Origin of the sequence: Geodermatophilus sp. DF01-2 (assembly GCF_004571065.1) — a bacterium.
Classification (GTDB): domain Bacteria; phylum Actinomycetota; class Actinomycetes; order Mycobacteriales; family Geodermatophilaceae; genus Geodermatophilus.
In genome coordinates this window covers 33,036-59,616 of sequence record NZ_SPQN01000001.1, presented here as the reverse complement: position 1 = coordinate 59,616, position 26,581 = coordinate 33,036, and the positions used below count along the sequence as shown (strand labels likewise).

26 protein-coding genes and 1 pseudogene are annotated in these 26,581 nt (G+C 73.8%); 15 read left to right on the top strand and 12 right to left on the bottom strand.

Annotation, left to right across the window (positions count from 1 at the left end; genetic code table 11):
• Positions 1 to 383: 383 nt before the first annotated feature.
• A complete protein-coding gene (locus E4P41_RS00260; RefSeq protein ID WP_135138882.1) occupies positions 384 to 2,144 on the bottom strand; it encodes a SpoIIE family protein phosphatase in 1,761 nt (586 codons plus the stop codon).
• Positions 2,145 to 2,685: 541 nt separating this feature from the next.
• Positions 2,686 to 2,808 carry a hypothetical protein gene (locus E4P41_RS23510; protein WP_280658634.1) on the bottom strand — a complete coding sequence of 41 codons (123 nt, stop codon included), beginning with the start codon at positions 2,806 to 2,808 and terminating at the stop codon, positions 2,686 to 2,688.
• Positions 2,809 to 2,923: 115 nt separating this feature from the next.
• Here E4P41_RS23510 and E4P41_RS22925 point away from each other — a divergent pair, with 115 nt between their 5' ends.
• From E4P41_RS22925 to E4P41_RS00240, 4 genes are all read left to right on the top strand, one after another.
• The gene (locus E4P41_RS22925; RefSeq protein WP_245177003.1) at positions 2,924 to 3,199 is read left to right on the top strand and encodes a hypothetical protein; all 276 of its coding nucleotides are present in this window, start codon (positions 2,924 to 2,926) and stop codon (positions 3,197 to 3,199) included.
• Between the two features lie 29 nt (positions 3,200 to 3,228).
• The gene (locus tag E4P41_RS00250) at positions 3,229 to 4,116 is read left to right on the top strand and encodes a 1,4-dihydroxy-2-naphthoyl-CoA synthase (RefSeq protein WP_135138881.1); all 888 of its coding nucleotides are present in this window, start codon (positions 3,229 to 3,231) and stop codon (positions 4,114 to 4,116) included.
• 207 nt (positions 4,117 to 4,323) lie between these two features.
• Complete coding sequence (locus E4P41_RS00245; protein ID WP_135138880.1) at positions 4,324 to 4,656, top strand: hypothetical protein; 333 nt, start codon at positions 4,324 to 4,326, stop codon at positions 4,654 to 4,656.
• A 145-nt stretch (positions 4,657 to 4,801) separates the two neighbouring features.
• Positions 4,802 to 5,395, top strand: coding sequence for a TetR-like C-terminal domain-containing protein (locus E4P41_RS00240; RefSeq protein WP_135138879.1), 594 nt, complete (start codon positions 4,802 to 4,804; stop codon positions 5,393 to 5,395).
• A 1-nt stretch (position 5,396) separates the two neighbouring features.
• Here the strand turns inward: E4P41_RS00240 and E4P41_RS00235 are convergent, their stop codons facing one another.
• Positions 5,397 to 6,089, bottom strand: a complete 693-nt coding sequence (locus tag E4P41_RS00235; RefSeq protein WP_135138878.1) for a TetR/AcrR family transcriptional regulator — start codon at positions 6,087 to 6,089, stop codon at positions 5,397 to 5,399.
• Positions 6,090 to 6,363: 274 nt separating this feature from the next.
• Here E4P41_RS00235 and E4P41_RS00230 point away from each other — a divergent pair, with 274 nt between their 5' ends.
• Positions 6,364 to 7,353 carry a Gfo/Idh/MocA family oxidoreductase gene (locus tag E4P41_RS00230; protein WP_135138877.1) on the top strand — a complete coding sequence of 330 codons (990 nt, stop codon included), beginning with the start codon at positions 6,364 to 6,366 and terminating at the stop codon, positions 7,351 to 7,353.
• A gap of 85 nt (positions 7,354 to 7,438) precedes the next feature.
• Here E4P41_RS00230 and E4P41_RS00225 read toward each other — a convergent pair whose 3' ends face one another.
• From E4P41_RS00225 to E4P41_RS00210, 4 genes are all read right to left on the bottom strand, one after another.
• Positions 7,439 to 8,401, bottom strand: a complete 963-nt coding sequence (locus tag E4P41_RS00225; RefSeq protein ID WP_135138876.1) for a glucosyl-3-phosphoglycerate synthase — start codon at positions 8,399 to 8,401, stop codon at positions 7,439 to 7,441.
• Between the two features lie 261 nt (positions 8,402 to 8,662).
• Positions 8,663 to 10,813, bottom strand: a complete 2,151-nt coding sequence (locus E4P41_RS00220; RefSeq protein ID WP_135138875.1) for a phage holin family protein — start codon at positions 10,811 to 10,813, stop codon at positions 8,663 to 8,665.
• Positions 10,810 to 11,436 (bottom strand): VTT domain-containing protein, encoded by a 627-nt coding sequence (locus E4P41_RS00215; RefSeq protein ID WP_135138874.1) that lies wholly within the window; start codon positions 11,434 to 11,436, stop codon positions 10,810 to 10,812. The genes E4P41_RS00220 and E4P41_RS00215 overlap by 4 nt, the downstream gene beginning before the upstream one ends.
• Positions 11,433 to 12,245, bottom strand: coding sequence for an MBL fold metallo-hydrolase (locus E4P41_RS00210; protein ID WP_135138873.1), 813 nt, complete (start codon positions 12,243 to 12,245; stop codon positions 11,433 to 11,435). Before E4P41_RS00210 ends, E4P41_RS00215 begins: the two co-directional genes overlap by 4 nt.
• 198 nt (positions 12,246 to 12,443) lie before the next feature.
• On the opposite strand from E4P41_RS00210, the gene E4P41_RS00200 reads away from it, so the two are divergent.
• From E4P41_RS00200 to fdh, 4 genes and pseudogenes are all read left to right on the top strand, one after another.
• Entirely contained in the window at positions 12,444 to 12,668 is a 225-nt protein-coding gene (locus tag E4P41_RS00200; protein ID WP_135138871.1) for a hypothetical protein, read from the top strand.
• A gap of 113 nt (positions 12,669 to 12,781) precedes the next feature.
• A complete protein-coding gene (locus E4P41_RS00195) occupies positions 12,782 to 13,006 on the top strand; it encodes a hypothetical protein (RefSeq protein ID WP_135138870.1) in 225 nt (74 codons plus the stop codon).
• Between the two features lie 120 nt (positions 13,007 to 13,126).
• On the top strand, positions 13,127 to 13,996 hold the full coding sequence (locus E4P41_RS00190; protein WP_135138869.1) for a hypothetical protein: 870 nt from the start codon (positions 13,127 to 13,129) through the stop codon (positions 13,994 to 13,996).
• Positions 13,997 to 14,262: 266 nt separating this feature from the next.
• Positions 14,263 to 17,553, top strand: a pseudogene (gene fdh / locus E4P41_RS00180) (formate dehydrogenase).
• Here the strand turns inward: fdh and E4P41_RS00175 are convergent.
• Complete coding sequence (locus E4P41_RS00175; protein WP_280658633.1) at positions 17,460 to 17,900, bottom strand: type II toxin-antitoxin system PemK/MazF family toxin; 441 nt, start codon at positions 17,898 to 17,900, stop codon at positions 17,460 to 17,462. The pseudogene fdh and the gene E4P41_RS00175 overlap by 94 nt on opposite strands.
• Positions 17,897 to 18,151 carry a ribbon-helix-helix protein, CopG family gene (locus tag E4P41_RS00170; RefSeq protein ID WP_209307440.1) on the bottom strand — a complete coding sequence of 85 codons (255 nt, stop codon included), beginning with the start codon at positions 18,149 to 18,151 and terminating at the stop codon, positions 17,897 to 17,899. Before E4P41_RS00170 ends, E4P41_RS00175 begins: the two co-directional genes overlap by 4 nt.
• A 45-nt stretch (positions 18,152 to 18,196) precedes the next feature.
• Between E4P41_RS00170 and E4P41_RS00165 the strand changes: the two genes are divergently transcribed.
• Genes E4P41_RS00165 through E4P41_RS00150 form a run of 4 tightly spaced genes read left to right on the top strand, consistent with a single transcriptional unit; the run spans position 18,197 to position 21,099 of the window.
• Complete coding sequence (locus E4P41_RS00165; RefSeq protein ID WP_135138864.1) at positions 18,197 to 19,267, top strand: 4Fe-4S dicluster domain-containing protein; 1,071 nt, start codon at positions 18,197 to 18,199, stop codon at positions 19,265 to 19,267.
• Positions 19,264 to 20,310 carry an NrfD/PsrC family molybdoenzyme membrane anchor subunit gene (gene nrfD / locus E4P41_RS00160; protein ID WP_135138863.1) on the top strand — a complete coding sequence of 349 codons (1,047 nt, stop codon included), beginning with the start codon at positions 19,264 to 19,266 and terminating at the stop codon, positions 20,308 to 20,310. Before E4P41_RS00165 ends, nrfD begins: the two co-directional genes overlap by 4 nt.
• Positions 20,311 to 20,368: 58 nt before the next feature.
• A complete protein-coding gene (locus tag E4P41_RS00155) occupies positions 20,369 to 20,665 on the top strand; it encodes a transcriptional regulator (protein ID WP_135138862.1) in 297 nt (98 codons plus the stop codon).
• Positions 20,662 to 21,099: a type II toxin-antitoxin system VapC family toxin gene (locus tag E4P41_RS00150; protein ID WP_135138861.1), complete on the top strand. Its 438-nt coding sequence runs from the start codon at positions 20,662 to 20,664 to the stop codon at positions 21,097 to 21,099. The genes E4P41_RS00155 and E4P41_RS00150 overlap by 4 nt, the downstream gene beginning before the upstream one ends.
• Before the next feature lie 64 nt (positions 21,100 to 21,163).
• Here the strand turns inward: E4P41_RS00150 and E4P41_RS00145 are convergent, their stop codons facing one another.
• On the bottom strand, positions 21,164 to 22,933 hold the full coding sequence (locus E4P41_RS00145) for a plasmid pRiA4b ORF-3 family protein (RefSeq protein ID WP_135138860.1): 1,770 nt from the start codon (positions 22,931 to 22,933) through the stop codon (positions 21,164 to 21,166).
• Between the two features lie 430 nt (positions 22,934 to 23,363).
• Here E4P41_RS00145 and E4P41_RS00140 point away from each other — a divergent pair, with 430 nt between their 5' ends.
• Positions 23,364 to 23,573 (top strand): hypothetical protein, encoded by a 210-nt coding sequence (locus E4P41_RS00140; protein ID WP_135138859.1) that lies wholly within the window; start codon positions 23,364 to 23,366, stop codon positions 23,571 to 23,573.
• A gap of 89 nt (positions 23,574 to 23,662) precedes the next feature.
• Here E4P41_RS00140 and E4P41_RS21820 read toward each other — a convergent pair whose 3' ends face one another.
• Positions 23,663 to 24,169 (bottom strand): diguanylate cyclase, encoded by a 507-nt coding sequence (locus E4P41_RS21820; protein ID WP_167760844.1) that lies wholly within the window; start codon positions 24,167 to 24,169, stop codon positions 23,663 to 23,665.
• A 205-nt stretch (positions 24,170 to 24,374) separates the two neighbouring features.
• Here E4P41_RS21820 and E4P41_RS00130 point away from each other — a divergent pair, with 205 nt between their 5' ends.
• Positions 24,375 to 25,115: a protein phosphatase 2C domain-containing protein gene (locus E4P41_RS00130; protein WP_167760843.1), complete on the top strand. Its 741-nt coding sequence runs from the start codon at positions 24,375 to 24,377 to the stop codon at positions 25,113 to 25,115.
• 31 nt (positions 25,116 to 25,146) lie between these two features.
• On the opposite strand, the gene E4P41_RS00125 is transcribed toward E4P41_RS00130, so the two are convergent.
• Complete coding sequence (locus E4P41_RS00125; RefSeq protein ID WP_135138857.1) at positions 25,147 to 26,229, bottom strand: LCP family protein; 1,083 nt, start codon at positions 26,227 to 26,229, stop codon at positions 25,147 to 25,149.
• Positions 26,230 to 26,581 lie beyond the last annotated feature (352 nt).

Genomic DNA, 26,581 nt, shown 5'->3' with positions numbered 1-26,581 from the left:
TGTATCGGCTCGGTTGCTCGCTGATCGCGCTCTGCGGACTCAGGGAACCAAATCGGATGAGAACCCGCGACCGAAGGAAGATGCGGTCGGGGGCGGCCTTCGGTGACGCCACCGGTCGACGGGGGTGTCCAGGCGCCGCAGGAAGCGGCGGATCTGAGTCGGGCTCATTGCCGCGCTGGCGATCCTGAGATCCTGGCGTTCAGCAACCTGACCGTCACCACTGCCATCGCCGCCGACCTCGTCGATGACTCAACCAGCTCCGTCGTCGACGTCCGAGGTTGAGCAGACAGAGGAGGTTGATTGCGGCGACGCGTAGGTGCGCCAGACATCGTTCTTGGCCACTCCGCGGTAGGGCACCCGGGCCGTCGGGCTGGGCGTCGGGCTCAGTCGCCGCAGCGGTAGAGCAGGAAGGCGACGTCGTCGTCCGGGGCATCCTCGAGCAGCTGGTCGGTGAGAAACGCGGCCAGCTCCGCCGGCGTGAGGTGCCGGGCCTCGACCAGCGCGGCCGCGGCTCGAGCCATTCCCTGGTCAAGGTTCTCGTTCCGCCGCTCGACGAGCCCGTCGGTGTAGAGCAGCAGGGTCGAGCCGCGCGGCAGCAGGACCTCGGACTCCGGCCGGACGAGGTCCTCGGTGGCGGCCAGCGGCAACGACCCGGCCTCGGTCAGGAGACGGGGCGCCCCGTCGTCGCCGACCAGGATCGCCGGCACGTGGCCGGCGCTGCTGTAGCGCAACGTGCCCGCGGCGGGGTCCACGACGCCGCAGAAGACCGTGCTGCAGGAGGCGCCGGGCACCAGTTCGGCGAACCCGTCCAGCGCCGACAGCACGTGCGCCGGCGAACGGCTCTCCAGCAGCAACGCCCGCCCCGCGCTGCGCAGCTGACCCATCACCGCGGCCGCGTCCAGCCCGCGCCCGACCACGTCGCCGACGACCACGCCGAACCGGCCGCCGGGCAGGTCGACGACGTCGTACCAGTCCCCGCCCACCTCCAGCGTGCCGGCCGCCGGCTGGTAGTGGACCGCGAACCCCTCGGGCAGCACGGTCGGACCGAGCACGGCCCGCTGCAAGGTGACCGCCACCTCGCTGAAGAACTGCGCCCGGGCCCGATCCAGCTCGGCTCGCTCCGCGACGCGGCGTCGTTCGGCCTCCACGGCCTGGGCGTCGGCCACCGCGGCGGCGACCTGCCCCGTAACCAGCTCCAGGAAGTGCCGATACTCGTCGTCCAACCGCCGGTGCGGACTCACACCCAGCAGCAACGCTCCCACCGGCCGGGTTTGCCCGGCGGCGGTCAACGGCACCAGGACCACCGTGTCGACGTCGGCCTCCCCCACCGGACTGGCCCCGGGCAGGGACAACCCGGGCCAGCGACCGGCGATGCCCGAGACGGTCACCGTCGAGCCCGTGCTGACCGCCTCGCGTACCCAGTCCTCGACGTCTTTGGACGACGGCGGGTCCGTGGCGAGGCCGTAGCTGGCCGACGGCCGGACGCCGTGCCCGTCCTCCTCGAGCAGGTACGCCACCGCAACCGGTACGTCGGCGCGGGCCTCGGCCAGAACCCGCAATGCCGCCTCACAGGCTTCCGTCGCGCTGCCGCCCGGGGACCGGGGCAGGCTGCCGAGTCGCTGTAGGACGGCCAGCCGGCGGGCGCCGAGCACCCGGTGGGTGGTGTCCACCGTGGTGTTGAGCAGGGCGACGACCCGGCCGCCGGGTGCCAGGACCGGGCTGTAGGAGAAGGTGAAGTAGGTCTCCTCGTCGAACCCGAACCGGGTCATCACCAGCGGAAGGTCCTCGACGAAGGTCGTTCCACCGGCGAAGACGCCGGCGATCATGCCCTCGATGTCCGCCCACACGTCGGGCCACACCTCGGGCACGCGGCGGCCCAGGGCCGACGGATGTCGGGCACCGAGGACGTCGGCGTACCCGTCGTTGTAAATCATGACGAGCTCCGGCCCGGCCATGACCAGCATCGGGAACCGGCAGTTCAACGCCGTGGCCACGGCATCGCGCAACGTCGGCGACCAGTCCTCCGCGGCCCCGAGCGGTGTCAGCGACCAGTCGGCCTGCAGCACCCGACGCTGCATCTCCGTGCGGGGCTCCCCCGTGACCAGCTCATCCAGCCGCCCGTCCAGCGCCGCACCCTCCTCCAAGACACTGCCTCCATCGCCCCGGCGGCGCCCTTCGGCAGCTGATCGACCGCGATACTTTCATCCCCGTCGAGCTGATGATGCTGCCCCGGGCCGGCAACCCTGACCGGTGCGCGGTCACCGCGCTGGCCCGCTGGCGCGAGCTGGCCGGCGTGGACGACGGGCCGCTGTTCCGGTCGGTTGGGCGGAGCAACACCGCCGCCGACCGCCCGCTGCACCGGAGTCGATCAACACCCTGGTGCAGCAGGCCGTCGCCCGCGCCGCGCTCGACTCCGCCCGTTACAGCGCGGACAGCCTGCGCGCCGGCTTCGTCGCCTACGCCCACCTGCGCGGCGCCAGCGACCGCGCCATCGCCCGCCCACCAGACCCGCCACCGCTCGCTGGCCACCCTCGGGGCCTACGTCCGCGTGCAGCAGGCCTGGGCCGACAACGCCGCCACCGGGCTCGGGCTCTGAGCTCGACACCTCGTCGTCTGCCTCATCTGGCGCTCACGTAGCGGTCCACCCAGCCCGCTGCCGATGGTCGCTACCACGCCGGCCGGCCTTCATTGGACACTGGCCTGTCGCAGGGCGGCACGGTAGCTGTTGAGCTCGTTGTTGTAGCGGCGTTCGCGGCGGATGAAGGCTTCGACGCCGCCTTCGAGAATCTGCTGGATGTCGGCGCGCACGCGCTGGTCCTCCAGCGGCCCGCAGTGCTCCACGGGGATGCCGGTCGTCTCGTCGAGGTCGTGGCGGATGGCGATGCCGCGTCCGGTGTTCTCCAGGACTCGGTAGCCGGCCTGGGTGAGCGAGGCGGTGACCTGGGCGTCGCGGGCCTTGTTGCGTTCGATCTTGGCCAGCCACCAGTCGGTGCGGGTGGGGAAAGTGGTCGGCGAAGGTGGCGCGGCCGCGGCGGGCGGGTTCGGCGGGGTTGCCGTGCCACATGTCGCCGTCGACGAAGACGGCGATCTTCTTGCGGCGGTTGACCAGGTCGGGGCAGCCGATCAGGTCGCGGGCGTGCAGCCGGTAGCGGGCGCCGTGGGCGTGCAGCACGTGGCGCAGCGCGGGCTCCTCCCGTGAGGGGCCGGGTCCGGCGATAGGTTCGGGCCATGGCCGCCCGGAACGACGTCTCCGAAATCTTCGACAGCGCGGCGTGGGAGCCGGTCGACGGGTTCGACTTCGCCGACCTGACCTACCACCGCGCCGTCGACGCCGGCGTCGTCCGGATCGCGTTCGACCGGCCCGAGGTGCGCAACGCCTTCCGCCCGCAGACCGTCGACGAGCTGATCACCGCGCTGGAGCACGCCCGGCTGTCCACCGACATCGGCTGCGTGCTCCTCACCGGCAACGGCCCCAGCCCGAAGGACGGCGGCTGGGCGTTCTGCTCCGGCGGTGACCAACGGGTGCGCGGGAGGTACGGCTACCAGCACAGCGAGAACTCCAGCGGCCGGCTGCACGTCCTCGAGGCCCAGCGGCTGATCCGGTTCATGCCCAAGGTCGTCGTCTGCGTCGTCCCCGGCTGGGCCGCCGGCGGCGGGCACAGCCTGCACGTCGTCTCCGACCTCACCCTGGCCAGCGCCGAGCACGCCCGGTTCAAGCAGACCGACGCCGACGTCGGCAGCTTCGACGGCGGCTTCGGCTCGGCCTACCTGGCCCGCCAGGTGGGGCAGAAGTTCGCCCGCGAGATCTTCTTCCTCGGCGACGAGTACACCGCCGAGGACGCCCATCGCATGGGCATGGTCAACCGCGTCGTCCCCCACGCCGAGCTGGAGGCGACGGCGCTGGACTGGGGGAAGAGGATCGTGGCCAAGAGCCCGACCGCGCAGCGGATGCTCAAGTACTCGTTCAACCTGATCGACGACGGGCTGGTCGGTCAGCAGCTGTTCGCCGGCGAGACCACCCGGCTGGCCTACATGGCCGAGGAGGCCGTCGAGGGCCGGGACGCGTTCCTGGAGAAGCGGGACCCGGACTTCTCCCGGTTCCCGTGGCACGTGTGACGCCGCGGTGAGCATCGCAGCGAGCGCCAGCGAGCGAGGAGCGGAGCCGTGGCGGAACACGTGAGGTCAACATGGCACGTGTGACGCCGCGGTGGGCATCGCAGCGAGCGCCGGCGAGCGAGGAGCGGAGCCGTGGCGGAACACGTGGGTGACAGGGCACGTCTGGGGGCACTTCCGACGCCGGGAGTCCGAGGAGAGGAGGGCGGCGTGATCGTCGAGGTGGTGGGCGGCACCGAGGAGCGGCCCGAGGTGCGGGTCGTCGACGTCGACGACCTGACCCGGCTGCAGCTGGCCGTGGGCGCGGTGACCGACGAGGAGGCCGACCGCGCGCTGCGGGACGCCGGCCTGGGCCGGCTGCAGGACGCGCAGACCGGCGTCCTGGACGTGGCCGCACTGCGGGCGGCGGCCGAGCCGCAGGCCGGCACCGACGACTGGGCGCAGCGCTGGGACGGCATGGTCGAAGAGGCCGGCGGCGCCGGCCGGCTGGCCGACGACGGCGCCGGACTGGAGGTGCCCGTGGAGAGCGCCGCGGGGGCCTGAGAGCCGGCCCGTCCGATGACCTGCCGCCGTGCTTCCGGGCCGTGAGAGGTCAGGAAATCGGCGCGACTCCGCGGGTGGTCGTTGTGGTGACTCCACCCACAGGACACGATGGCGCTGTGACGTGCACTTCTGAGCCGGCGGCAGCATGACCGGCACGCCCGGGCGCCCGCTGAGCGCCGAACTGTCCGAGCAACTGCTGGCCGTGGCCGTCGACATCCTGGCGGAGGACGGCTGGGGCAAGCTCAACAGCGACCGTGTCGCCGCCCGGGCCCGCGCCGGTAAGGCGGGGATCTACCGGCGGTGGCCCACGATGGCGGCGATGGCCCGCTCGGCGGTGGGCCGCTTCACGCTGGTACGGGTACCTCCGGACCAGGGCTCGCTGCGGGACGACCTGGCCGCGCTGATCGCGCGCTGGTGCCGGCCGCTGGACCGGGAGGAGCGGGCGACCGCGAGCCTGGTCGGCGCCGCCCGTCACGACGAGGACCTCCGCGCCGGGCTGGACGCCGCGCTGGTGCGCCCGCTCGCCGATGCCGTCGAGACCATCGGCGCGCGGGCCGCCGCGCGGGGCCAGGAAGTGCCCGCCGCCCGCCTGGCGCTGCTCTGCTCGGTCGTCGAGGCGTTCTGGTGGCAGCGCTACGCCTCCGACCGGGGCGCCATGAGCCACGAGGAGGCGCAGCGCGTGCTCGACGAGGTGCTGCTGCCGGTGGTCGTGCCGGACCGGGAGAGTGCCGCGGTGTGACTCAGCCGGTGGGCCGCAGGCCGCCCGGCGTGGTCGCGGACAGGGCGGAGTCGAGCCCGGTGAAGACCTGGTCGGCGACCGAGCAGGCGGTGGCGACGTCCTCCTCCGGGTCGGCCGGCAGCGGGCCGGCCGACCCGGTGAGCACGCACCGTTGCTGCACGATGAGCGTCCGGACGGCGGCCAGCCACACCGCGGCGGTGACCGAGGCGGCCGTACGCAGGTCGGCCGGGACCGTCGGCGCGCCGCCGGCGGTCGTCCAGGCCTCGAAGAGCGCGTCGGCCAGCCGGGTGGTCGCCTCGTGGTGCAGTTCGCGCTCGCGGGCGCGCAGCGCGGGGGAGGTGTCCAGGGTCGTGGCGAAGCTGCGGCCCTCCGGCGTGGCCAGCAGCCGGACGTACACGCCCACCTGCTCGACGAGGTAGGCGTGCAGGGCCTCGAGGGGGGCGACGCCCGGGCCGCGGGAGCTGACGGACTCCGCCGCGCCCTCCACCCAGGGGGTGTGCCCGTCGAAGAAGAGGTCTTCCTTGGTGGGGAAGTGGTTGAAGACCGTCTGGACGGCGACGTCCGCGGTGGCGGCGATGTCGGCGATGGTGACCGCCTCGAAGCCGCGCTCGGCGAACAGTGCCTGCGCGGTCTCGCGGATGAGTGTCCGGGTCTGCGCCTTCTTGCGGGCGCGCCGGTCGGTGCCCTCACTCACGGTGTCAGGTTAACTCCAGTCTGTGCATGGATTGGTGTGCCCCGCGTCACCCCGTGGCGGTGCGCCGGGACCGGTCCGCGGAACGGCAGTCCCGTCGTCGTCCGGGGCGACGACCGTGGGGACCTCGCGCACGGGGACGGGGACGGCGTCACCCCTTGATGGTGCCTCACGCCCGTCGGCAACGGCGGGTTGACCGCCGGGCGCACCGACCGGTGGCGCCGATCACCCCGACGACCTGCGGTTGCTCCGCCCGCAGGTGGGGCAGGACCCCGGCATGGGCGAACCAGACTCCTCTTCCACCGGCCCCCGCGTCCGCGTCGGACTCGTCGGAGCCGGCGGTGTCGGCGCCCGCCACGGCCGGACGCTGGCCGGGTTCCCCGACGTGGAGCTGGTCGGGGTCGCCGACGTCGTCCCGGGCGCTGCCGACGTGCTCGCCGGCGAGCTCGGCGTGCCCGCCGTCGAGGGCGTGGACCGGCTGCTCGCCCAGCCCCTGGACGCCGTGTGGCTGTGCGTGCCACCCTTCGCCCACGGTGAGCTGGAGCTGGCCGCCGTCCGCGCGGGCGTGCCGTTCTTCGTCGAGAAGCCGCTGGCCACCGGCGTGCAGGTCGCCGAGGAGGTGGCGCGAGCCGTCGCCGAGGCCGGGCTGCCGACGGCGACCGGCTACCACTGGCGGCACCTGGACACGGTGGCCGCCGCCCGTGCGGTCTGCGCCGCGCACCGGCCCCGGCTGGTCGACGCCACCTGGCTGGACAAGGTCCCACCGCCGGCGTGGTGGTCGCGGCGGGAGCGCTCCGGTGGACAGATCGTCGAGCAGCTCACCCACGTGCTCGACCTGGCCCGACTGCTGGCCGGCGAGGTGGTGGAGGTGCGCTCCACCGCGGCGCCGTCCACCGCGGACGGCCGCGACGTCGACGACGCGACCGCCGCGCTGCTCACCTTCGACTCCGGCGCCGTCGGCACGGTGACCGCCGCCTGCTCGCTGCCGGGCAAGCTGCGGGCCGGCCTCGACGTGGTCTGCGACGGCGCGGCGGTCGAGCTCACCGAGACCTCGCTGACCGTCACCACGGCCGACGGCGCCGACCGGCGCGAACCGCAGGTCGACGGGCGCACCGCCGTCGACCGGGCCTTCGTCGACGTCCTGGCCGGCGGCGCGCCGGCCGAGGGGCTGGTCGACTACGCCGAGGCGCTGCGCACCCACCGGGTGGCGGTGGCGATCGCCGAGTCGGCCCGCATGGGGGACGCCGTCCGGCTCACCGGGGTGTGAGAGCGCAGGTTTCCCACACTCCGGCACTCCACCTCCACCGCGGGCGGCGGCACCGGCAGCTACGGGCCGGCGTCCACGGGGACCTTCACGCCCACGTCCCGGGACGGCGGTCGGCGGCGCGGACGGCCCGCATCGGCGGGCGCTCCACGACGCCGACGTCCCAGCTGACCCCCTCGAGGCCGTCGGCGGTGCGCAGGAACTGCAGCAGCTCGCTCTCCGGCCGACCTGCGCCGGGCCACCGGGCGAGCGCGGTCTGCAGGATCTGCCCGGCCATGCGGCCGAGCGCGGCGTCGGCCTGGTGGGTGTGCTGCCGGGTGCCGAGGTCCACCTGGGCGAGGGCGTCGAGGCCGGCCAGCGCCACGAGGTCGACCAGCAGGCCGAGCTCCACGCCGTAGCCGGAGACGAACGGCACCTGCTCGAGCAGCTCCCGGCGGCCGGCGTACTCGCCGGAGAGCGGCTGGACGAACCCGGCCAGCTCCGGCCAGAAGGCGTTGAGCAGCGGTCGGGCGACCAGCTCGGTGACCCGGCCGCCGCCGGACGGGACGATCCCGTCGGTCGTCGTCAGCGGCCGGTCGTAGAGGGCCTTGACGTAGCCGACGGTGGGGTCGGTGAGCAGCGGTCCGAGCAGACCGACGACGAACCGCGGGTCGAAGTCGACGAGGTCGGCGTCGACGAACACCAGCAGCTCGCCGCTGGTGGCGTGCAGCGACTTCCACAGCGCCTCGCCCTTGCCCGGCCGGCTGCCCTGCCCGGGGAGCACGCTCTCGACGTGGACGACGCGGGCCCCGGCCGCGGCCGCGACCTCCGCCGTGCGGTCGCCGGAGCCGCTGTCGACGACGACGACCTCGTCCACCAGGGGGCAGTGCTCGACCAGCGCCTCGCGGATGGTCGCCACGATGGCGCCCACGGTGCGTTCCTCGTCGAGCGCCGGCAGCACCACGCTGACGGTGGAGCCCCGGGTCCGTTTGGCGGCGAGCAGTTCGGGCGCCTGCCACGTCTCGGCAGTGAAGGTTCGGTGGTGTAGCCAGCGTCGGACGTCAGGGCGCACGCGTCTCCCTCAGGCCGGGTGCCGACGAGGACGTCGGCACGAGGGTCCCCCGTCGGCGCCAGGATGCACGACATTCGCCTGTCTCGGTCCCCCTTCGTCCCTGTTGTCGACGCCGGGTGACCGGCCGCTCCCGCAGGGTGTTCCGCTCGGGAGGTCCAGCCCACGATGCCCAGGAGCCGGCCTCCCCCGCCGGTCCGCTCCGCTCGCTGCCCCCGTCGTCATCAGCCGGCGACGGCCCCCTTGCGCATGGACCCCACCCGGTCACACCCCCACGCCCGAGCCGCGCCGCGCGGCCGCGCTCAGTGCGCCGACGGCGTCGTCCCCGGCCGGCTCCGGGTGACCGAGGTCGGTGAGCCAGCCGCGGAGGACCCGGTGCAGGTGCTCGGCCCCCACGATCTCGCCCGGCGGCCGGAACGAGCGCGGGTGCAGGAGGAAGGCGTGCTGCTGTGGCCCGCCGAGACCGCCGTGGGAGCCGACGTGCGGCTCGAAGGCCGAGGCCTCGTCGGTGTCGGGGTCGTAGCGGCTGTTGACGACGACGTCGGCGCAGTGCGGGAACGTCGACGCCCGGGCCACGAGCCGGGCCGCGTGCGGGCCGTAGGGGGTGAGCGGATCCTCGCCGAGCACCGTCCCCGACGCCAGCCGGTGCACCCCGTCACGGCCGAGCACCACCGGTCCGTACTCCTCGGAGTGCACCAGCAGGAACCCGACGCCCCCGTGGTCGACCAGGCCGGGCAGCAACGCCGGCCAGTGTCGCTCGATCTCCTCCAGTGACACCCGGCCGGGGATGTCGCTGAAGGAGACCATCGCGGTGTGGCCGGAGACGGCGACGACCACCCCGGGGGCCACCCGCGGCACCTGCCCCTCCCGGTCGGGAGGCAGCTCGTGCGCATGGGGCAGGGCCTCGGCGCGCTGCACCCGCTCCCGCAGCCGGCGGCCGATGGGCCCACCCCCCTCGGCCAGCGCCGCCCCGACCTGCCAGCCCTCGGTGAGCCGCCGGCTGTCCCGCTGGCCGGTGCGGTGTCCCGCCGGCAGTTCGCCCGCCGCGCCGCAGAGCCGGCCGACGAGCTGCTCGACCGTCTCGCCGAAGCGGGCGGCGAACGCCTCGCCCTGGGTCTGCCCGTGGTCGGAGAGGCAGACCAGGTGGTACTCCCGCGGCGCCAGCTGGGCGGCGCGGTGCAGCCGGCCGATCTGCTGGTCGATGCTGCGCAGCACCGCCAGGCTGTCGGCCCGCTCGAGACCGGCGTGGTGGGCGGCCTCGTCGTAGCCGAGGAAGTCGGCGTAGGCGACCGGCCGGCCGGCGAGCATGTCCTCCAGCAGCGCGAAGACGACGACGTCGCGGGAGATCACCGTCGTCCCGGGGCGGGCCAGGGGGTAGATCCCGCCGCGCGGCACCCGCGGCCGGACGTCGTCGCGGCGCTCGCGGGCGGCGGCGACCAGCTCGCGGTGGACGTCGACGAGCGAGACGGCGATCGTGCGCAGCGCGTTCACCGGGTTGGCGAAGTAGGCGTAGTAGCCCGAGCCCGCCCGCTCGCGTCGCTGCCGGGCCCGTCGGCTGGCGGCGGGGACGACGTGCGCCAGCGAGCTCATCGTGAGGCTGACGTGCGCCGCGTCGCCGGTGAACAGGTTGCCGCGGCTGGCCCCGCCGCCGGCCAGGAGCCCACGGCCGTCGGAGTGCGCCCGCTCGATCTCGGCGGCGTCCGTCGGCGAGGAGACGCGGACGATGCGGTCGCGCTCCTTGTCGTACCAGCGGTACGCGGGGATGTCGGCGTTGGAGCCGTGCAGGATGCCGCAGACCGATGCACCGGTCTGCGAGCTCCAGTCGGTGTGCCAGGAGGTCAGCACGTGGCTGCCCGAGCGCAGCCAGGCGGCGAGGTTGGGCATCGAGCCGTCGCGGACGGCGCGGCGGGCGGTGTCGCGGGACAAGCCGTCCACCTGGAGGAACAGCACACCGGGCGGACGCGGCTCGTCGTCCGCCGCCGCCCGGGCCCGGCGGCGGGCGCGGCGGAAGAAGAGTTCGTCCTCGTCGAGGGCGAGCACGCTGCTGACCAGCCCGGAGACGGCGGCCATGGCGACACCGACCGCCACCGCGGTGCGGAGGTCCTCGACCACCACGCCGGGGACGAGGAAGGACAGCCCGAGCACCGCCGCGCCCAGCAGCAGGAAGCTGCCCAGGCCGAGGGTGAAGAAGGCCAGCGGCAGCGCGACCCGCATCACCAGCGGCCACACCACCGCGGTGAGCAGGCCGAGCAGCAGCGCGATGAGCGGCGGCTGCCACCAGGAGGGCATCGCGAAGGCGTCGAGCCAGCGGTCGAGGAGCGCCAGCGCGGTGGTGCTCGCCACCCAGGTGAGGAGGACGCGGGCTGGCGTCCGGCCCCGTTGCAGCACCCGGCCGGAGGGGACGGGAGGGGTCATACGGGGTCGCAGGCCGTGGGTTCGGGTTCCGGGTCCGGATCCGGGTCGCGCCGGCGGCGGGCGCCCACCACGCCCCGCACCGCACCCACGGCGAGCACCAGCACGGTGGCCAGCAGGACGGCGACCAGCGGCGAGTCGAAGATGCCGCCGCTGACCACGCCGAGCGAGGCGTAGGCCACCGCCCACAGGAACGCGGCGAGCAGCGACGCGGGCAACAGCCGCCGCCACGGGTAGGCCAGCGCGCCGGCGGCCAGCAGCACCGGGATCCGCCCCGCGGGCAGCAGCCGGCCGACGACGACGATCTGCCAACCGTGCCGGCGGAACTGCTCGCGGACCTCCTCGATCCGCTCGGCGTGCTGGCCGCGGGCCACCCAGCGGACCGCCGAGGGCCCACCGAACCGGCAGATCGTGAAGGTGATGAGGTCACCGGTCCAGGCGCCGAGCGTGGCCAGCACCAGGACCGCCGTGAGGTTGAGCTCGTGCGCGGTGACGGCGAACGCCGCGCCCGCGCCGACGACCGCCCCGGTGGGGACCACGGGCACGACCGAGCCGAGCAGGACGCCACCGAAGAGGATCGGGTAGCCGATGGCCCCGTCGATCCAGCCGGAGGCGAGCGGGCTCACGGCGTCGTCCCGGTGGTGGCGGGCAGGGCGACCGGCTGCCCGGGCTCGGTGACCACCACGGTCGTGTCCAGGTCGCGGTCGGCGACCGCGGCGGCGAAGTCGCGGGGCGGCTCGGTCAGCAGGCGGCGCATCCGGCCGCGCAGCCTGGGGACGGCGGTGGTGCCGGGCAGCGCGAGCGTGCCCCAGTGCACGGGGACGGCCACCCGCGGTCGCAGCCGGGCCGCCGCCTCAGCCGCGCCCGCCGGGTCCAGGTGGCCCGGGCCGAGGGTGAGCCCCCAGCCCCACACCGGCAGCAGCGCGACGTCGATCCCGCGGGCGCCGAGCGGGGACATCGCGTCGGTCAGGTCGGTGTCGCCGCTGGCGTACACCGTGGAGCCGCCGCCCTCGACCAGGTGGCCGACCGCCGGGGTGTCCGGCCCGTGGGTGAGCCGCGGGCCCCAGCGGTGTCCGGCGTGCTCTGCCGGGACGGCGGTGACCCGCAGCGCTCCGTGGGTGAACGTCTCGCCCGGCAGGACCTCCACGACGTGCCGGAAGCCCCGCGCGCGCAACCACGCACCCGCACTGCGGGGCACGGCGATCCGCACGCCGGGCCCGAGGATCCGCAGCGAGGGCAGATGCAGGTGGTCGCCGTGCAGGTGGCTGACCAGCACCAGGTCGACGCCGGCGTAGGTCTTCGGCGCCGGCACGGGAACCACCCGTCGCAGCGGCCCGACGCGGTCGGTGAGCAGGGGATCGGTCAGCACCGTGTGCCCAGCGAGCTCGACGCGCACCGTCGAGTGGCCGAGGAAGTGCAGGTACGGACCGCTCACCCGCCCAGTATCGACCTGCGCGCTGACAGGACGGGAGCGGTTTGACCCTTTCGGGACTCCGCGCCCACCCCGCCCCATTCCTCCGAGCCCTCCCAGCCCTCCCGCCTCCGGCCCCCCCGTCGCCGTCGCCGTCGCCGTCGCCGTCGCCGTCGCTGAGTCGATCATGGGATTGTTGTCGGGGACACGCGACGACCCGCCGTGACGAGCGGCGACAACCCCATGATCACCAGCGGAGGAGGCGCGGCGCCGTTCACGCGTTGTGGTGGACCGGGGCGCTTCCCGGTCGGGATGGTCGTGCTGAGCGTGCTCCCGGCCAGCACCCGGCGCAGCGGCGGCCACGCCGCGGAACGCGCCGTCCGTCGGGCCCTGCGGCAACGTCGGCTGCCGACGGACGGCGACCCCGCGCTGTTGCGCCGCGCCTGACCGAGCAGCGGCGGATCGCGGTCGCGTCACGCCGCTGGGGGACGACGTCCGCGGCGCTGCTGGCCGGCGTCCTGCTGTAGCTGGCGGTCGTCGACGGCGCGACCGAGCTGTGGGTGGCCGGCGGCTTCCTGGCCGCGACGGCGGTGCTCGTCCCCGTCGCCCTCCGCGCTCGCATCGGGCTGCTCGACGAGCTCCTCGGGCAGCTCGACCGGCGCGACCCCGGCGCGGGCCGAGCGCCGGCCGGACCCGCGGTGGCCCTACCCACCCCACCCCCGCCCCCGCTCCATCCCGAGCTGATCATGGCGTTGTTGTCGGTGACACGCGACGACCCGCCGTGACAAGGGACGACAACCCCATGATCACCGGCGAGGGGAGGGCCGGTCTCCACAGCGGGGACCGTCGTCCACAGATGGTCGTCGGGGGCGCCGCGCGGGTGGCTGGGCCGCGACGGTCGCGGCATGACGGAGTTCGACCTCGGCACCGCCTACACCTGGAACGGGGCGCGGGCCCGCGGAGCGACGCGCGGGCAGGTCGCCCAGGACGGCGTCCGGCTCGGGCGGGGCCTCTACCTCTCCCGCGCCGTCGAACCGGACCTCGCCACCCGGTGCCGCGCGTGGCGGCTGGTCCTCCCGGGCGATGCCGCCTTCGGCTTCGGAACGGCCGCGCAGCTGTACGGGGCTCCGATGCCGGACTCCTCCTCCGTCCACGTCGTCATCCCGTCCCGGCGGCAGCTGCCCCGGCGGGTGGGCCTGACGGTCCACGAGCGGCTCCTCGCGGCGGAGGACGTGGAGCCGGTCGACGGGCTGCCGACGACGTCCGGGCCGCAGACGTTCCTGGACCTCGCCGCCCGGTTGCCGCCCGCGGAGCTGGTGGCGGTCGGCGACGCGCTCATGCGCGCCGACCGGCTGAGCCCGGAGTCGCTGGCCCGGCGCCTGGAACGGGCCGACGGCGTCCGGGGCGTCGTCCGCGCCCGCGACTGCGCTCCGCGGCTCACCGGCGCGGCGGCCTCCCGGCCGGAGAGTCTGATCCGCTACTGGCTCCTGACGAGCGACCTGCCCGACCCGGAGACGCAGGTCCCGGTGTACGACCGCTGGGGGCGGGAGGTCGTGCACGCCGATCTCGGCTACCCGGAGTGGAAGGTGGCCGTGGAGTACGAGGGTCGCCAGCACGCCGACCCGGAGCAGTTCGGGCGCGACATCGACCGCTACTCGCTGATGGCGGCAGACGGCTGGCTCGTCGTCCGCTTCGCCGCACGTCACCTGGGTGGTCCGATGGTCGTGGTGGAGCGCATCCGCCGGGCACTGGTCAGCCGCGGCTGGCGCCCCTGACGGCCGGCGACCGCCCCCACCCCTTCCATCCCCACCCGGAGCACCGCCCTGTCGTCGAGTTGATCATGGGGTTGTTGTCGGACACACGCGACGACCCGCCGTGACGAGCGGCAACAACCCCATGATCACGGCGGATGGGACGGCGGATGGGACGGCGGAGGGGTCGCGGCGGAGGGGTCACGGCGGAAGGGACGCCGAGGGGGCGCGGAGGGACGGCGGCGGGGCCCACAGCGCCAGGTGGGCGCGGGAGTGGCAGAGTTGCCGGTGTGAAGACCTGGCTCGACGCGTGGCCGGTGTTCCGGCAGCTGACCGGCCCCGATCCGCTCGGACGCGGCAGGGCCGCACGCAGCAGGGCGACCGAGAACGTGGTCAGCCGCACGGCCACCGCCGACCGCGTCGTGCAGAGCGTGTGCCCGTACTGCGCGGTGGGCTGCGGCCAGCGGATCTACGTCCAGGACGAGCGGATCGTCCAGATCGAGGGCGACCCCGACTCGCCGATCAGCCGCGGCCGGCTGTGTCCCAAGGGCAGCGCGAGCAAGCAGCTGGTCACCAGCCCGACCCGGGTCACGACGGTCAAGTACCGCCGCCCGTACGGGACGGAGTGGGAGGACCTCGACCTCGACACGGCGATGGAGACGATCGCCGACCGCGTCCTGGAGGCCCGGCGCAAGGGCTGGCAGGACGAGCACAACGGCCGGCGCGTCAACCGGACCATGGGAGTAGCGAGCCTCGGAGGGGCGACCCTCGACAACGAGGAGAACTACCTCATGAAAAAGCTCTACAGCGCCCTGGGCGCGATCCAGATCGAGAACCAGGCGCGCATATAGCACTCCGCCACGGTCCCCGGTCTGGGGACCTCGTTCGGTCGTGGCGGCGCCACGAACACCCAGGAAGACCTCGCGAACTCCGACTGCATCGTCATCGAGGGTTCGAACATGGCCGAGTGCCACCCGGTGGGCTTCCAGTGGGTCTCCGAGGCCAAGGCGCGCGGGGCCAAGGTCATCCACATCGACCCGCGGTTCACGCGCACCAGCGCCATCGCCGACCTGCACGTGCCGCTGCGCGCGGGCACCGACATCGCGTTCCTCGGTGGGCTGATCAGGTACGTCCTCGACAACGAGCTGTACTTCGAGGAGTACGTGGTCGCGTACACCAACGCGGCCGCGCTGGTCGGTGAGGAGTTCGTCGACGCCGAGGACCTCGACGGCCTCTTCTCCGGTTTCGACCCGGACAGCGGCACCTACGACGAAGCCAGCTGGCAGTACGAGCCGGAGGAGCCGCCGCACTCCGGGGCCGACGATCCGGCCGAGGCCGGCGAGCAGGACCGCGCCGAGCAGCACCCGGACGTGAAGCACTCCGACCGCGCCCAGGCGGCCGGCAGTGGCGGCCCGCCGATCGCGGCCAAGCCGAAGCGGGACGAGACGCTGCAGCACCCGCGCTCGGTGTTCCAGATCCTCAAGCGGCACTTCGACCGCTACACGCCGGAGATGGTGGCCGAGGTCTGCGGCGTCCAGCCGGAGGTCTTCGAGCAGGTGGCGCGCTGGATCACCGAGAACAGCGGCCGCGAGCGGACGACGGCGTGGGTCTACTCGGTGGGCTGGACGCAGCACAGCGTGGGCGCGCAGTACATCCGCACCGCCTCGATCCTGCAGGCCCTGCTGGGCAACATCGGCCGCCCCGGCGGCGGGATCCTCGCGCTGCGCGGGCACGCCAGCATCCAGGGCTCGACCGACGTCCCCACGCTGTTCAACATCCTCCCCGGCTACCTGCCGATGCCGCACGCCCTCCAGCACGGGTCGCTGCACGACTACGTGGCGGACGCGGCCGGCAAGGCCGGCTTCTGGGGCAACAAGCCGGCCTACATGGTGAGCCTGCTCAAGGCCTGGTGGGGGGACGCCGCGACGCCGGAGAACGACTTCGCGTTCGACTACCTCCCCAAGATCGACGGCGACCACAGCTCCTACCGGACGATCGCCGACATGATCGAGGGCAAGGTCTCCGGCTACTTCCTGGTCGGCGAGAACCCGACGGTCGGGCACCCCAACGGTCGGATGAACCGGTTCGGGCTGGCCAACCTCGACTGGCTGGTGGTCCGCGACCTGCAGTTGATCGAGTCGGCGACCTTCTGGAAGGAGTCCCCGGAGATCGAGACGGGGGAGCTGGCCCCCGAGACGATCGCCACCGAGGTCTTCTTCGTGCCCGCGGCCACGCACGTGGAGAAGGAGGGCACTTTCACCCAGACCCAACGGGTGCTGCAGTGGCGGCACAAGGCGGTCGAACCCCCGGGTGACGCGCGCAGCGACCTGTGGTTCTACTTCCACCTCGGCCGCATCCTGCGGGAGCGGCTGAAGGACTCCACCGACCCGCGGGACCGTCCGCTGCTCGACCTGACCTGGGACTACCCGACCCACGGGCCGGAGCAGGAGCCCAGCGCGGAGGCGGTGCTGCGCGAGATCAACGGCACCGGGCCCGACGGGCGGGCGCTGTCGTCCTACCTGGAGATGAAGGACGACGGCTCGACCACCGGGGGCTGCTGGATCTACTGCGGCGTCTACGCCGACGAGGTGAACCAGTCCGCGCGCCGCAAGCCCGGGCGCGAGCAGGGCCCGGTCGCCTCGGAGTGGGGCTGGGCCTGGCCGCTCAACCGCCGGGTCCTCTACAACCGCGCCTCGGCCGATCCGGACGGCAAGCCGTGGAGCGAGCGCAAGAGGTACGTCTGGTGGGACGCCGACGCCGGCCGCTGGACCGGCGTCGACGTCCCCGACTTCGAGGCCACCAAGCGCCCGGACTACGTGCCGCCGGAGGGCGCGAAGGCGCAGGACGCGATCGCCGGCACCGACCCGTTCGTCATGCAGGGTGACGGCAAGGCCTGGCTGTTCGCCCCCGCGGGCCTGGTCGACGGCCCGCTGCCGACCCACTACGAGCCGGCGGAGTCGGTCGTCGAGAACGCGCTGTACAAGCAGCAGGCCAACCCCACGCTCGAGCGGATCCCCGGGCCGTGGAACCGGGAGAACCCGCCGCGCAGCGAGGTCTTCCCGTTCCAGGTGACCACCTACCGGCTGACCGAGCACCACACGGCCGGTGGGATGAGCCGCACGCTGCCCTACCTGGCGGAGCTGCAGCCGGAGTTCTTCGTCGAGGTCAGCCCGGAGCTCGCCGAGCTCCGCGGCCTGGCCAACGGCGAGTACGCCACGCTCGTCAGCGCGCGGACGGCGATCGAGGCCAAGGTGCTGGTCACCGAGCGGATGCGGCCGATCAAGTTGCGAGACGGCCAGGTCGTGCACCAGATCGGCATGCCGTACCACTGGTCCTACAGCGGTATCTCGACCGGTGACTCGGCCAACGACCTGCTGGGCATCGTGCTCGACGCCAACACCCACATCCAGGAGGACAAGGTCAGCACCGCCGACATCCGGCCGGGACGACGCCCGCGCGGGCCGGAGCTGATCGAGTTCGTGGAGTCCTACCGGCGGCGGGCCGGGGTAGAGTCCGGCAGGGTCGGGCCGAACGGCCGCGACCCGGTCGAGGCCGACGCCGGCGAGGGGTCCCGACTGTGATCCGGTCCGAGCCCCAGTACCAACCGCAGTCCCGCATCGATCTCGTGCATCACCGCGAGCGGAACGGTGCCGACGCGGTCCTCCAGGTCGTAGCGGTTGAATGTCGTCAGCGTGGTCACATTGACGACCGAATCGCGCGGCAGGCCGCTGACCGCCGCAGGCATGAACACGTTGCCGGGATGCCGGGCGAGATCGGTCTGGGAGCTGACCGCGACCACCACCACGGTGGCGAGTCGACTGCGGTCGTGTTTCTCGGACTGCACGACGACGACCGGGCGCCGCTCTGCCGGTCGCGAGCCCCCCGGAGGCCTGAGATCGGCCCAGTGGATGCCGCCGCGTTCGATCACCACTCGTCGTCGGCGGTGAGCTCGAGCAGCATCCGGCGGCCGTGCTCGGTGACGTCCCGGTCCAGGTCCTCGTCCACCGCGCCGGCGTCGATCGCGGCGTTGATCTGTGCGGTGATCGACTCCGACTCGAGTTCGTCGAGGTATTTCTTGGCGGCGCGGGCGAAGAACTCCGAGCGGCTGATACCGAGCTCGGCGACGCTCGTCTCGACACGTTCGAACGTCTCGTCGGGGATGGAGATGGCTGTTTTCACGACGCCGAATATGAACCGGTACAACTGTCGCGCCGAGGGGCTCTCGTGACCTCGATCAGCTCGGCGAGCCCGGCCTTCACCGGGCGGGACCCGGAGAACCGGCTGTACGGGCCGCTGCCCGACGTCCAGGGCGAGGCCGGCTACGACGCCGACCACCCGGCGCGGGTGGGTTTCTTCACCGACACCTCGGTGTGCATCGGCTGCAAGGCCTGCGAGGTGGCGTGCAAGGAGTGGAACACCCTGCCGATGGACGACGCGCACGGCACGCGCGACGTCATCGGGCTGTCCGGGATGTCCTACGACAACACCGGTCAGCTGGGCGCCAACTCGTGGCGGCACGTGGCGTTCATCGAGCAGTCCCGCACCGTCGACCTGCCGATGCCGACGTTCGGCCGGCCGGGGGACGCACGGCAGGACTCCGGCCGCTCGGTCACCGACGGGCCGAACGACGAGAGCCTGGCGACCGCGCAGCAGTCCAGCGTGCTCAACGCCGAGGGGCTCTCCGAATTCGACCCGCAGACCGGGCAGTCGGGCGCGGACAAGCAGATCCGCTGGCTGATGAGCTCGGACGTGTGCAAGCACTGCACGCACGCCGGGTGCCTCGACGTCTGCCCGACCGGGGCGCTGTTCCGCACCGAGTTCGGCACGGTCGTCGTCCAGGGCGACATCTGCAACGGCTGCGGCTACTGCGTGCCGTCCTGCCCGTACGGGGTGATCGAGCAGCGCAAGGGCGACGGCCGGGTCTTCAAGTGCACGATGTGCTACGACCGGCTGACCGACGGGCTGCAGCCGGCGTGCGCGACCGCGTGCCCGACGCAGTCGATCCAGTTCGGCAACCTCGACGAGCTGCAGGCCCGCGCCGACGCGCGGCTGGCCACCCTCCAGGAGCAGGGCGTGGAGACCGCCCGGCTCTACGGGCGGGACGAGGACGACGGCGTCGGCGGAGCGGGGGCGTTCTTCCTGTTGCTCGACGAGCCGGAGGTCTACGGCCTGCCGCCGGACCCGGTCGTCACCACGCGCGACCTGCCGGCGATGTGGAAGTCCGCTGCGGCCGCCGCGGCGATGATCGTCGGGGTGGCGGTCTCCGCCGTCCTCGGCTCGAGGAAGCCCCGATGACGGCTCCGGGAGCGGGCTGGCGGCGCGCGGACGGGCCGTCCGCGCAGCGGCGCGAGAAGCGCCGCCGGCGGCGGGGCGACGGCCGTCCCGGCGGCGAGGTGGCGATGGTCGAGGAGGCCGAGTTCACCTCGTACTACGGCCGGCCGATCATCAAGCCACCGGTGTGGAAGACGCCGGACGTGCCGCTGTACCTCTTCCTCGGCGGCGCGGCCGGGTCGTCGTCGATCCTCGGCGCGCTCGCCGACCTGACCGACCGGCCCGCGCTCACCCGCAACGCCCGCTTGGTCTCCGGCGGCGCGGCGGTCGCCTCGGTCGTCTTCCTCATCCACGACCTCGGTCGGCCCGAGCGGTTCCTGCACATGCTGAGGGTGATCAAGCCGACGTCGCCGCTGTCGATCGGCTCGTACATCCTGGCGCCGTTCAGCGCGGCGGCCGGTGCGACCGCGGCGGTGGAGGCGCTGGGCTGGTTCCCGCGGCTCAAGCGGTTCGGCGGCGCGGTCGCGGCGCTGTTCGGCGGGCCGCTGGCCACCTACACCGGCGTGCTCTTCTCCAACACCGCCGTCCCGTCGTGGCACGCGGCGCACCGGGAGCTGCCGTTCGTCTTCGGCGCGTCGGGGATGGCCGCGGGCGGGGGGCTCACGATGGCGCTCACCCCGGTCGAGGAGGCCGGGCCGTCGCGGAAGATGGCCGTGGCCGGTGCGGTGATCGAGCTGGCCACCATGCGCCGGGTGGAGAACGACCTCGGCATCGTCAGCGAGCCCTACCACGAGGGGAAGGCGGGCACGCTGCTGCGGGCGGCGAGGTCCTGCACGGCGGCCGGCGCGGCGCTGACCGTGGTCGCCGGACGGCGTCGCGCAGGAGCGGTCGTCGCCGGCGCGCTGCTCGCAGCCGGGTCGCTGCTCACCCGGTTCGGCGTCTTCGAGGCGGGCATGGCCAGCGCCAGGGACCCGAAGTACACCGTCGTCCCCCAGCGCGAGCGGCTCGCCGCGCGTGAGAACGGGCAGGTCGCCCAGAACGGGCATGCGCCGACGATCACCCGCTGACGTGGAGGGCACGGGTCACGAGCCGCCCGTACCCGTTGCTGCGCGATAGCATGCATGCATGCAACAGGTGACGTGGCGGGCGCCGGACGCGCTTCTCCAGCGGGTGAAGGATGTCGCGGCGCGGCAGGGATGCAGCATGAACGAATTCCTGAGCCGGGTGCTCGACGCGGCGACCGACCCCGACCTGGCGGGTACGGAGGCCGAGCGGATACGGGAACGCCTGGGCCAGGCTGGTGTACTCGTCGACCCCACACCCCTCTCTCGGCGGCCGGACCCACACCAGGTCGCCGAGGCCGGGCGGCGAGCCGGTCGCGGCACGCCATTGGCGGACATCATCAGCCGCGACCGGGGGTGAGTGTCTTCGCGGATTCCTCCGCACTGGTCAAGCTGTACGTCGACGAGGTGAGCCATGCGCTGATCCGGGCGCAGGTGGGGCTCATCGCGTCCCAACTCGCCCGTATCGAGGTCCCTGCCGCGTTGTGGCGCAAGGTCCGTACCGGCGACCTGATGCCGCAGGACGCGGCACTCCTCGTCGCAGCCTTCGATGCCGACTACTCGGGCGTGGCAGAGGAGCCGCCCCGTTTCTCCTCGGTCGCAGTTTCCTCGTCACTGTTGGACGACGCGGCCCGGCTTTGTGCAGTGCACGGCCTGCGCGCGTACGACTCGGTTCAGCTCGCCAGTGCCCGGGCGGCTGCCGCCGCCGATCCCGAGTGCCGGACCGTCGCTGCGTTCGACGACCAGCTCCGGGTTGCCGCCGCCATCGAGGGATTCCAGCTGCTTCCTGCGTGAGCGGCTCGGACGGGCGTGCACGGCGAGGTGCAGTACACCCGTCTTCCCGTACAGCGAAACAGGATCAGGCATTCCCGGCCGGTCGGCCCGGTGGGAGGGAGGTCGACCGGAGCTCCGCCAGGCGCGCCTCCACCTCGGCGAGGTCGAACGCGACCGGGTCGAGCGTCTCGCCGTCGTCGAGGCCCAGCCAGTCCCGGACGTCGTGGTGTTCAGGATGGCGCGGATCGCCTGCCGCCTGCACCTTGTCGGCCCAGCCCCAGACCCCACCGGAGTCCTCCTCCGGAGCCGCGCCGGCGCCGGCGACGCACCGGGGGAGTGCCGATCCCTCCGCGGGCTCGCTGCCGACGACGGTGATGCGGTGCTCCCAGTCGTCCCCGAAGTCGTACCGGTAGCGCAGCTCGCCCCGGCGCGGACCGATCAGCGAGCCCAGCCGCACCGTCGACTCGTGCTGTGCGCGGTCCTCGGCTGACCCCCAGTCGTCACCGAACGGGTCGGAGGAGGCGAAGCGCGTGGTCCGGCGCCCGGGACCGACGGCGGTGAACTCGTGCAGGTGGTCGTCCTCCCAGGCGAACAGCCGCTGGACGACGTCGTGCAGCTCGTCGAGCGGCAGGTTCGGGTCGACGAGCACCTCGCGCCAGACCGGCGGTGAGGCGTCGGCCAGCTCGACGCGGAGCCGGTAGGTCTGGCCGGCCAGCGCGGGGTCGGGCTCCGGCAGGTCGGGGCCGGCCGGCTCCACGGCCGCGAGCAGCGTGCCGGCGAGCCGGGCCAGCAGGCCGCGCAGCCCGGGGGTGGTGCTGACGGTGTCGGTGATGGCGAGGATGCCGTCGTCCTCCAGCTGGTGGGCCAGCGTGTGCGCCGGCACGGCCGCGAGTTCGGCGAACGCCGCCACCTCGCCGGGGACGCCGGTCATCCCGTCGAGGGCGGCGGCGGGGTTCACCAGCCGCTCGGTCGGCACCGGGCGGTCGAGGGCCGCGGCGGCCAGCACGGGCAGCAGCATCGTCAGCGGAGGAGGCAGCCAGGGACGTGCCTGCGGCGCGTTGAGCACGACGGTGAGGTAGGCGGTCACCAGTTCGGCGCGGGCCTTCGCGCCCTGGTCGACGTCGCCGGAGAGCCAGCCGTGGGCGAGCGAAGTCAGCGTGGCCTCGGCCGGCGTGACGACCAGCAGACCGGCGTCCAGGGCCGCCTGCCACAGCGCGGCCAGGCCGGGGACGTCCCACATCGAGCGGGGCCGGCTCGTGGGGAGGTCGAGACCGAGCCGGCCGGCGAGAGCGATCACGTCGGCGCGGCGCAGGGCTCCGGTGCCGGTGACCGGGCGGCGTGGCAGGACGAACCGCAGCAGGGTCTCGGCCCGGGTGACCAGGGGAAGGGCGCGCAGGGCGGCCTGCTCGGCCGTGGGGTCGACCGTCACGCCGGCGAGTTCGTCGAGCACGGCCGCCATCGGGGAGGTCGCCCGCTCCGCGACCTGCAGCACCGCGTCCAGCTCGTCGGGCGTTCCGGACCAGCGCCCGGTTTCGCCGAGGAAGGCGAGCAGCAGGGGGAGCGCGGGCAGTGCGTCGACCCGGTCGTCGTCGGCGACCGCTGCGAGCGCGGTGACCTGGTCGGGGGTCCAGGTGGACAGCTCCGTCAGCCCGGCTCGGTCTGCGGCGAGGTCGACCGTGGCGACGACGTCGCTCCAGAGGGCAGCGCCGTCGACGTCCGCAGGCAGGCCCTGGTCGGCGAGCCAGGCGAGAAAGGGGCCGCGCAGCCGGGCCAGATCCGCCCCCGGCGACCGGACAGCCCGCAGCCGCGCCGCCGTCCGCCGCCGCCCACGAAGCCTGTTGTGCTTGCCGGACACGGGCCGTCCCCCTTCGCGCGGCTGCGTGGTCACCACGGTAGCGAGGCGTCCCGGGACGGGCCGATGGTGGCATCGCGCCGGAGGGTTGGCTTCCCGAGGCAGGCGAAGGCCGGCGCGCGGGTGGTGCCGGGGCAGGCGACCAGCTCACCGGACCACCACGTGCCACGCGAGTCGCCGGCCGGCCGCGAGAGACCCTCCAGGCGGACGCCGGGGCGGTGGTCCCGCTGGGGGAGCCGTCGGCGCCGGCCGAGGCGGGGTCCGGCAGATGACCGCCGCGGAGCCGCGCGGAGGCCGCCGGGCGGCGCGCGATGGAGCAGTTCGACGTGCGGGCGTGCGCGGCACGGGTAGGGGACGTCGTGGCGGAGCCGGCCTGGCGCTGACCGGCCGACGCGTGCGTCCGGCGAGGGTGCTGACGACGAAGGAGGGAACTGTGGGAGGCCTCGTCCTGTTCGTGCCGGTGCTGCTGGTCGTCGTCCTCGGCTATGCCGTCGGCTACACGGTGTGGGAGGCGGCCGGGGCCCCGGGGGACCCGGAGGTGGCCGGCTGGATCACCGGCCTCGTCCTGCTCGTCGTCGTGACGGGGCTGTTGGTGTCCTGGCGTCGCCGGGTGCGCCGGGCCCGCGCGCGGCGCAATCGGTAGGGGGCCGTCCGGCTGCGGGCGGAGGTCGCCCGGCGGCACCGGGGAGGGACTGGTGCGGACCGGTCGCGCCGCTGCGGCGGCCCGGGGGCTCAGCCGGCGTGGCGGACGACCGCGCCGCGGCCGAGGGAGCGGGCCGTCTGCAGGAAGCCGGTCGCGCGGTGCATCGTCTCGGCGGCGGTGATGCCGGCCTCGAGCGCGACGACGCCGGCGCAGGCGCCCAGGCCCGGGATGCCGAGCTCGGAGATGGCGGTGGTCAGGCGGGTCGCGGCGACCTCGGCCGAAGGAGCGCTGCTGCCGAGCAGGACGGCGAACTCGTCGGAGCCCGAGCGGCCGAGCCAGTCGTCGCCGCGCAGCGAGCGGGCCACGACCGCGGTGGCGGCGGCGAGGGCGCTGACGTGGATCGGCCCGGCGCCGTCGCCCCGGAGCAGGCCCAGCACGATCAGCGATGCGGGGACATCGGGCACGGCGGCCAGACGCTCGGCCAGGTGCGCGGAGACCGAGTTCGGGCCGGGCAGCAGGCAGGTGACGTCGTCCTCCGGCGGCAGGAGTGCGGAGACGGGCAGCGAGACGCCGAACGGGTTGGGCGCAGGAGGCATGGTCCAGGAATCGGTACCGGAGTCGTTCCACTGGAGGGAAGTCCCTGGTGCCCCCACCCCGAAGAGGGGCCCCGTCCCGTCGACGACGACCTGCGAACGGCCCGTCGCGGGGCGCAACCTGCCGGTGTGTCGCCGACCTTCTACGCTCGGCCCACCTGCCTTCCCCGCGGGTCGTCCTGTCGTCGATGCATGTCGTGGAGAGTGGATGCCGCAGGTCGAGCTGGCGTGGGGAGCGGCGACGGCGGTCGGCCAGCGGGAGGACAACCAGGACCGGTACCTGGCCAGCCCGCCGGTGTTCGCCGTCGCCGACGGCATGGGGGGTCACGTCGGCGGTGCGGCCGCCGCGGAGACCGTCGTCGAGGCGCTGCGGTCGGTCACCGGGAGCGGGACGACGACCGTGGCGAAGATCCGTCTCGCGCTCCAGCGCGCCGACGGCGAGATCCGCGCCTTCCGCGGGGCGGACAAGGCCGGGGCAGGGACGACGGTCGCCGGCGTCGCTCTCGTCGACGAGGGCGGCGGGCCGCAGTGGGCGGTCTTCCACGTCGGGGACTCGCGGGTCTACCGGTGGCACGAGGGCCGGATCGAGCTGTGCACGAAGGACCACTCGGTGGTGCAGGAGTTGATCGACGCCGGTCACATCTCCGACGAGAGCGCGGCGACGCACCCGCAGCGACACATCATCACCCGCGCGCTCGGCGTCGGAGCCCGCGGTGGGCCGGAGGTCGTGTTGCTGCCCGTCGTGCCGGGCGACCGCTTCCTCTGCTGCTCCGACGGCCTCACCGGCGAGCTCTCCGACGAGCGGATCGCCGAACTGGTGTCCGGCTCGGCGAACCCGTCCGTGGACGCCGACGCCATGGTGGCGGAGACCGTGCGCGTCGGTGCCCGGGACAACGTCACCGTGACGCTCGTGCAGGTGGTGATGGGCCCCGAGCTCGGCTCCCGCTGACGACCACGTACGGACGCACTTCCGAGGACGGTCAGCGGGGGATCTCGGGCAGTGCCTGGTCCTGGAACTCCTCGGCGTTCTGCGACAGCGAGTCGCTGCGCAGATAGGTCCACATCCGTTCGCACGCGACGTCGTCGAGGTACACCACGCTCGCCGCGCCCTCCGTGCCCGTGCCCAGTGTCGGCGCGGTGAAGAAGTCGACGTCGTCCGGTGTCAGGCTGCGCAACGAGTAGGCCAGCGACAGCATCTCGGCGTTGCCCAGCCGGTCGTCGACGGCGACGGCGCTGGTGACGGAGCGCAGCGCGGCGTCCAGGCGCGCGGGGTCGCTGAAGGTGTCCGAGCTGAACAGCTTCGTGAACATCGCCTGCAGGTACTGCTGCTGACGGCGCACCCGGTCGAAGTCGCCGCCGGGCAGGTCGTAGCGCTGCCCGAGGTACCAGCGGGCCTCGTCGCCGTCGAGGTGGTTCACCCCGGCCTGGAACGTGTACGGGCCCCACGACGTCGTCTCGGCGACGACGACGTCCACGCCGCCCAGGTCGTCGGTGACCTGGACGATCCCGGCGAAGTCGATGGCCACGTAGTGGTCGATGCGGACGTCGGTGAGCTGCTCGACGGTCCGGACGAGCAGCGCCGGCCCGCCGAACGCGTACGCCGCGTTGATCTTGCCTGTCCCGTGGCCGGGGATGTCCACCCACGAGTCGCGCGGGACGGAGATGAGCTGTGCGTGCTGCCGGTCGGCCGAGAGCCGGGCGATCATGATCGCGTCGGACCGCCCGCCGTCGGCGATGCCCTTCTCGGCGGTGGCCCGGGTGTCCGACCCCACCAGCAGGAAGGTCACCGGCTGCGCACCGGCCTCCTGCGCCGGGGTCGCCGGCGCCGGGCGGGCCTCGGCGTCCAGATCGGCGAAGACGTCGGAGACGCGGTCGATGTTGCCCGCGTAGCGGTCGGTGAGGAACCACAGCGCGCCACCCACCAGCACGGCCAGGACGAGCCCGAGCACACCGAGACCCACGAGCACCCGGCGCAGCGCGCCGTGGCGCCCCGGCAGCACCGGGTCCTCCCCGCCGTGGGGCGCACCGCGTTCGTCCGTCGCCGCGTACCGGTCAGTGATCATCAGGTCCCATCCCCACCCCAGGCACGTCGACCGACGGTAGGGGCGCCGGTGGCGGAGCCAGTAGGGTCTTCACCCTCCGGGGTCAGGCGCGGCTCGGGACCACCGCGCTCTGCCCGGAGGGGGGACTCAGGGCGCCGGCCGGATCACGCCGCACCGGCAGTCGTACATGCTGGAGCTGCTGAACGGGTCGTCACCCCGGTACCGGAACCCAGCGCACGCGCGCTCGCGACAGCAGCCGCCGGGAGCCCGCCCGCGGCCTCACCGGCCGCGCTTCCCGGCCCGGTGCCGGACCGGTGACGGCACGACAGAGGACCAGCAGAGGGCCGCCCGGACCGGCGGTACCGGAGCGCGC

What these genes read in the sequence shown, in the direction of transcription:
- E4P41_RS00250 (WP_135138881.1), top strand. Translation starts at nt 3,229, where the DNA reads ATGGCCGCCCGGAACGACGTCTCCGAAATCTTCGACAGCGCGGCGTGG.
- E4P41_RS00240 (WP_135138879.1), top strand. Translation starts at nt 4,802, where the DNA reads ATGACCGGCACGCCCGGGCGCCCGCTGAGCGCCGAACTGTCCGAGCAA.
- E4P41_RS00230 (WP_135138877.1), top strand. Translation starts at nt 6,364, where the DNA reads ATGGGCGAACCAGACTCCTCTTCCACCGGCCCCCGCGTCCGCGTCGGA.
- E4P41_RS00220 (WP_135138875.1), bottom strand. Translation starts at nt 10,813, where the DNA reads ATGACCCCTCCCGTCCCCTCCGGCCGGGTGCTGCAACGGGGCCGGACG.
- E4P41_RS00190 (WP_135138869.1), top strand. Translation starts at nt 13,127, where the DNA reads ATGACGGAGTTCGACCTCGGCACCGCCTACACCTGGAACGGGGCGCGG.
- nrfD (WP_135138863.1), top strand. Translation starts at nt 19,264, where the DNA reads ATGACGGCTCCGGGAGCGGGCTGGCGGCGCGCGGACGGGCCGTCCGCG.
- E4P41_RS00155 (WP_135138862.1), top strand. Translation starts at nt 20,369, where the DNA reads ATGCAACAGGTGACGTGGCGGGCGCCGGACGCGCTTCTCCAGCGGGTG.
- E4P41_RS21820 (WP_167760844.1), bottom strand. Translation starts at nt 24,169, where the DNA reads ATGCCTCCTGCGCCCAACCCGTTCGGCGTCTCGCTGCCCGTCTCCGCA.
- E4P41_RS00130 (WP_167760843.1), top strand. Translation starts at nt 24,375, where the DNA reads ATGCCGCAGGTCGAGCTGGCGTGGGGAGCGGCGACGGCGGTCGGCCAG.
- E4P41_RS00125 (WP_135138857.1), bottom strand. Translation starts at nt 26,229, where the DNA reads ATGATCACTGACCGGTACGCGGCGACGGACGAACGCGGTGCGCCCCAC.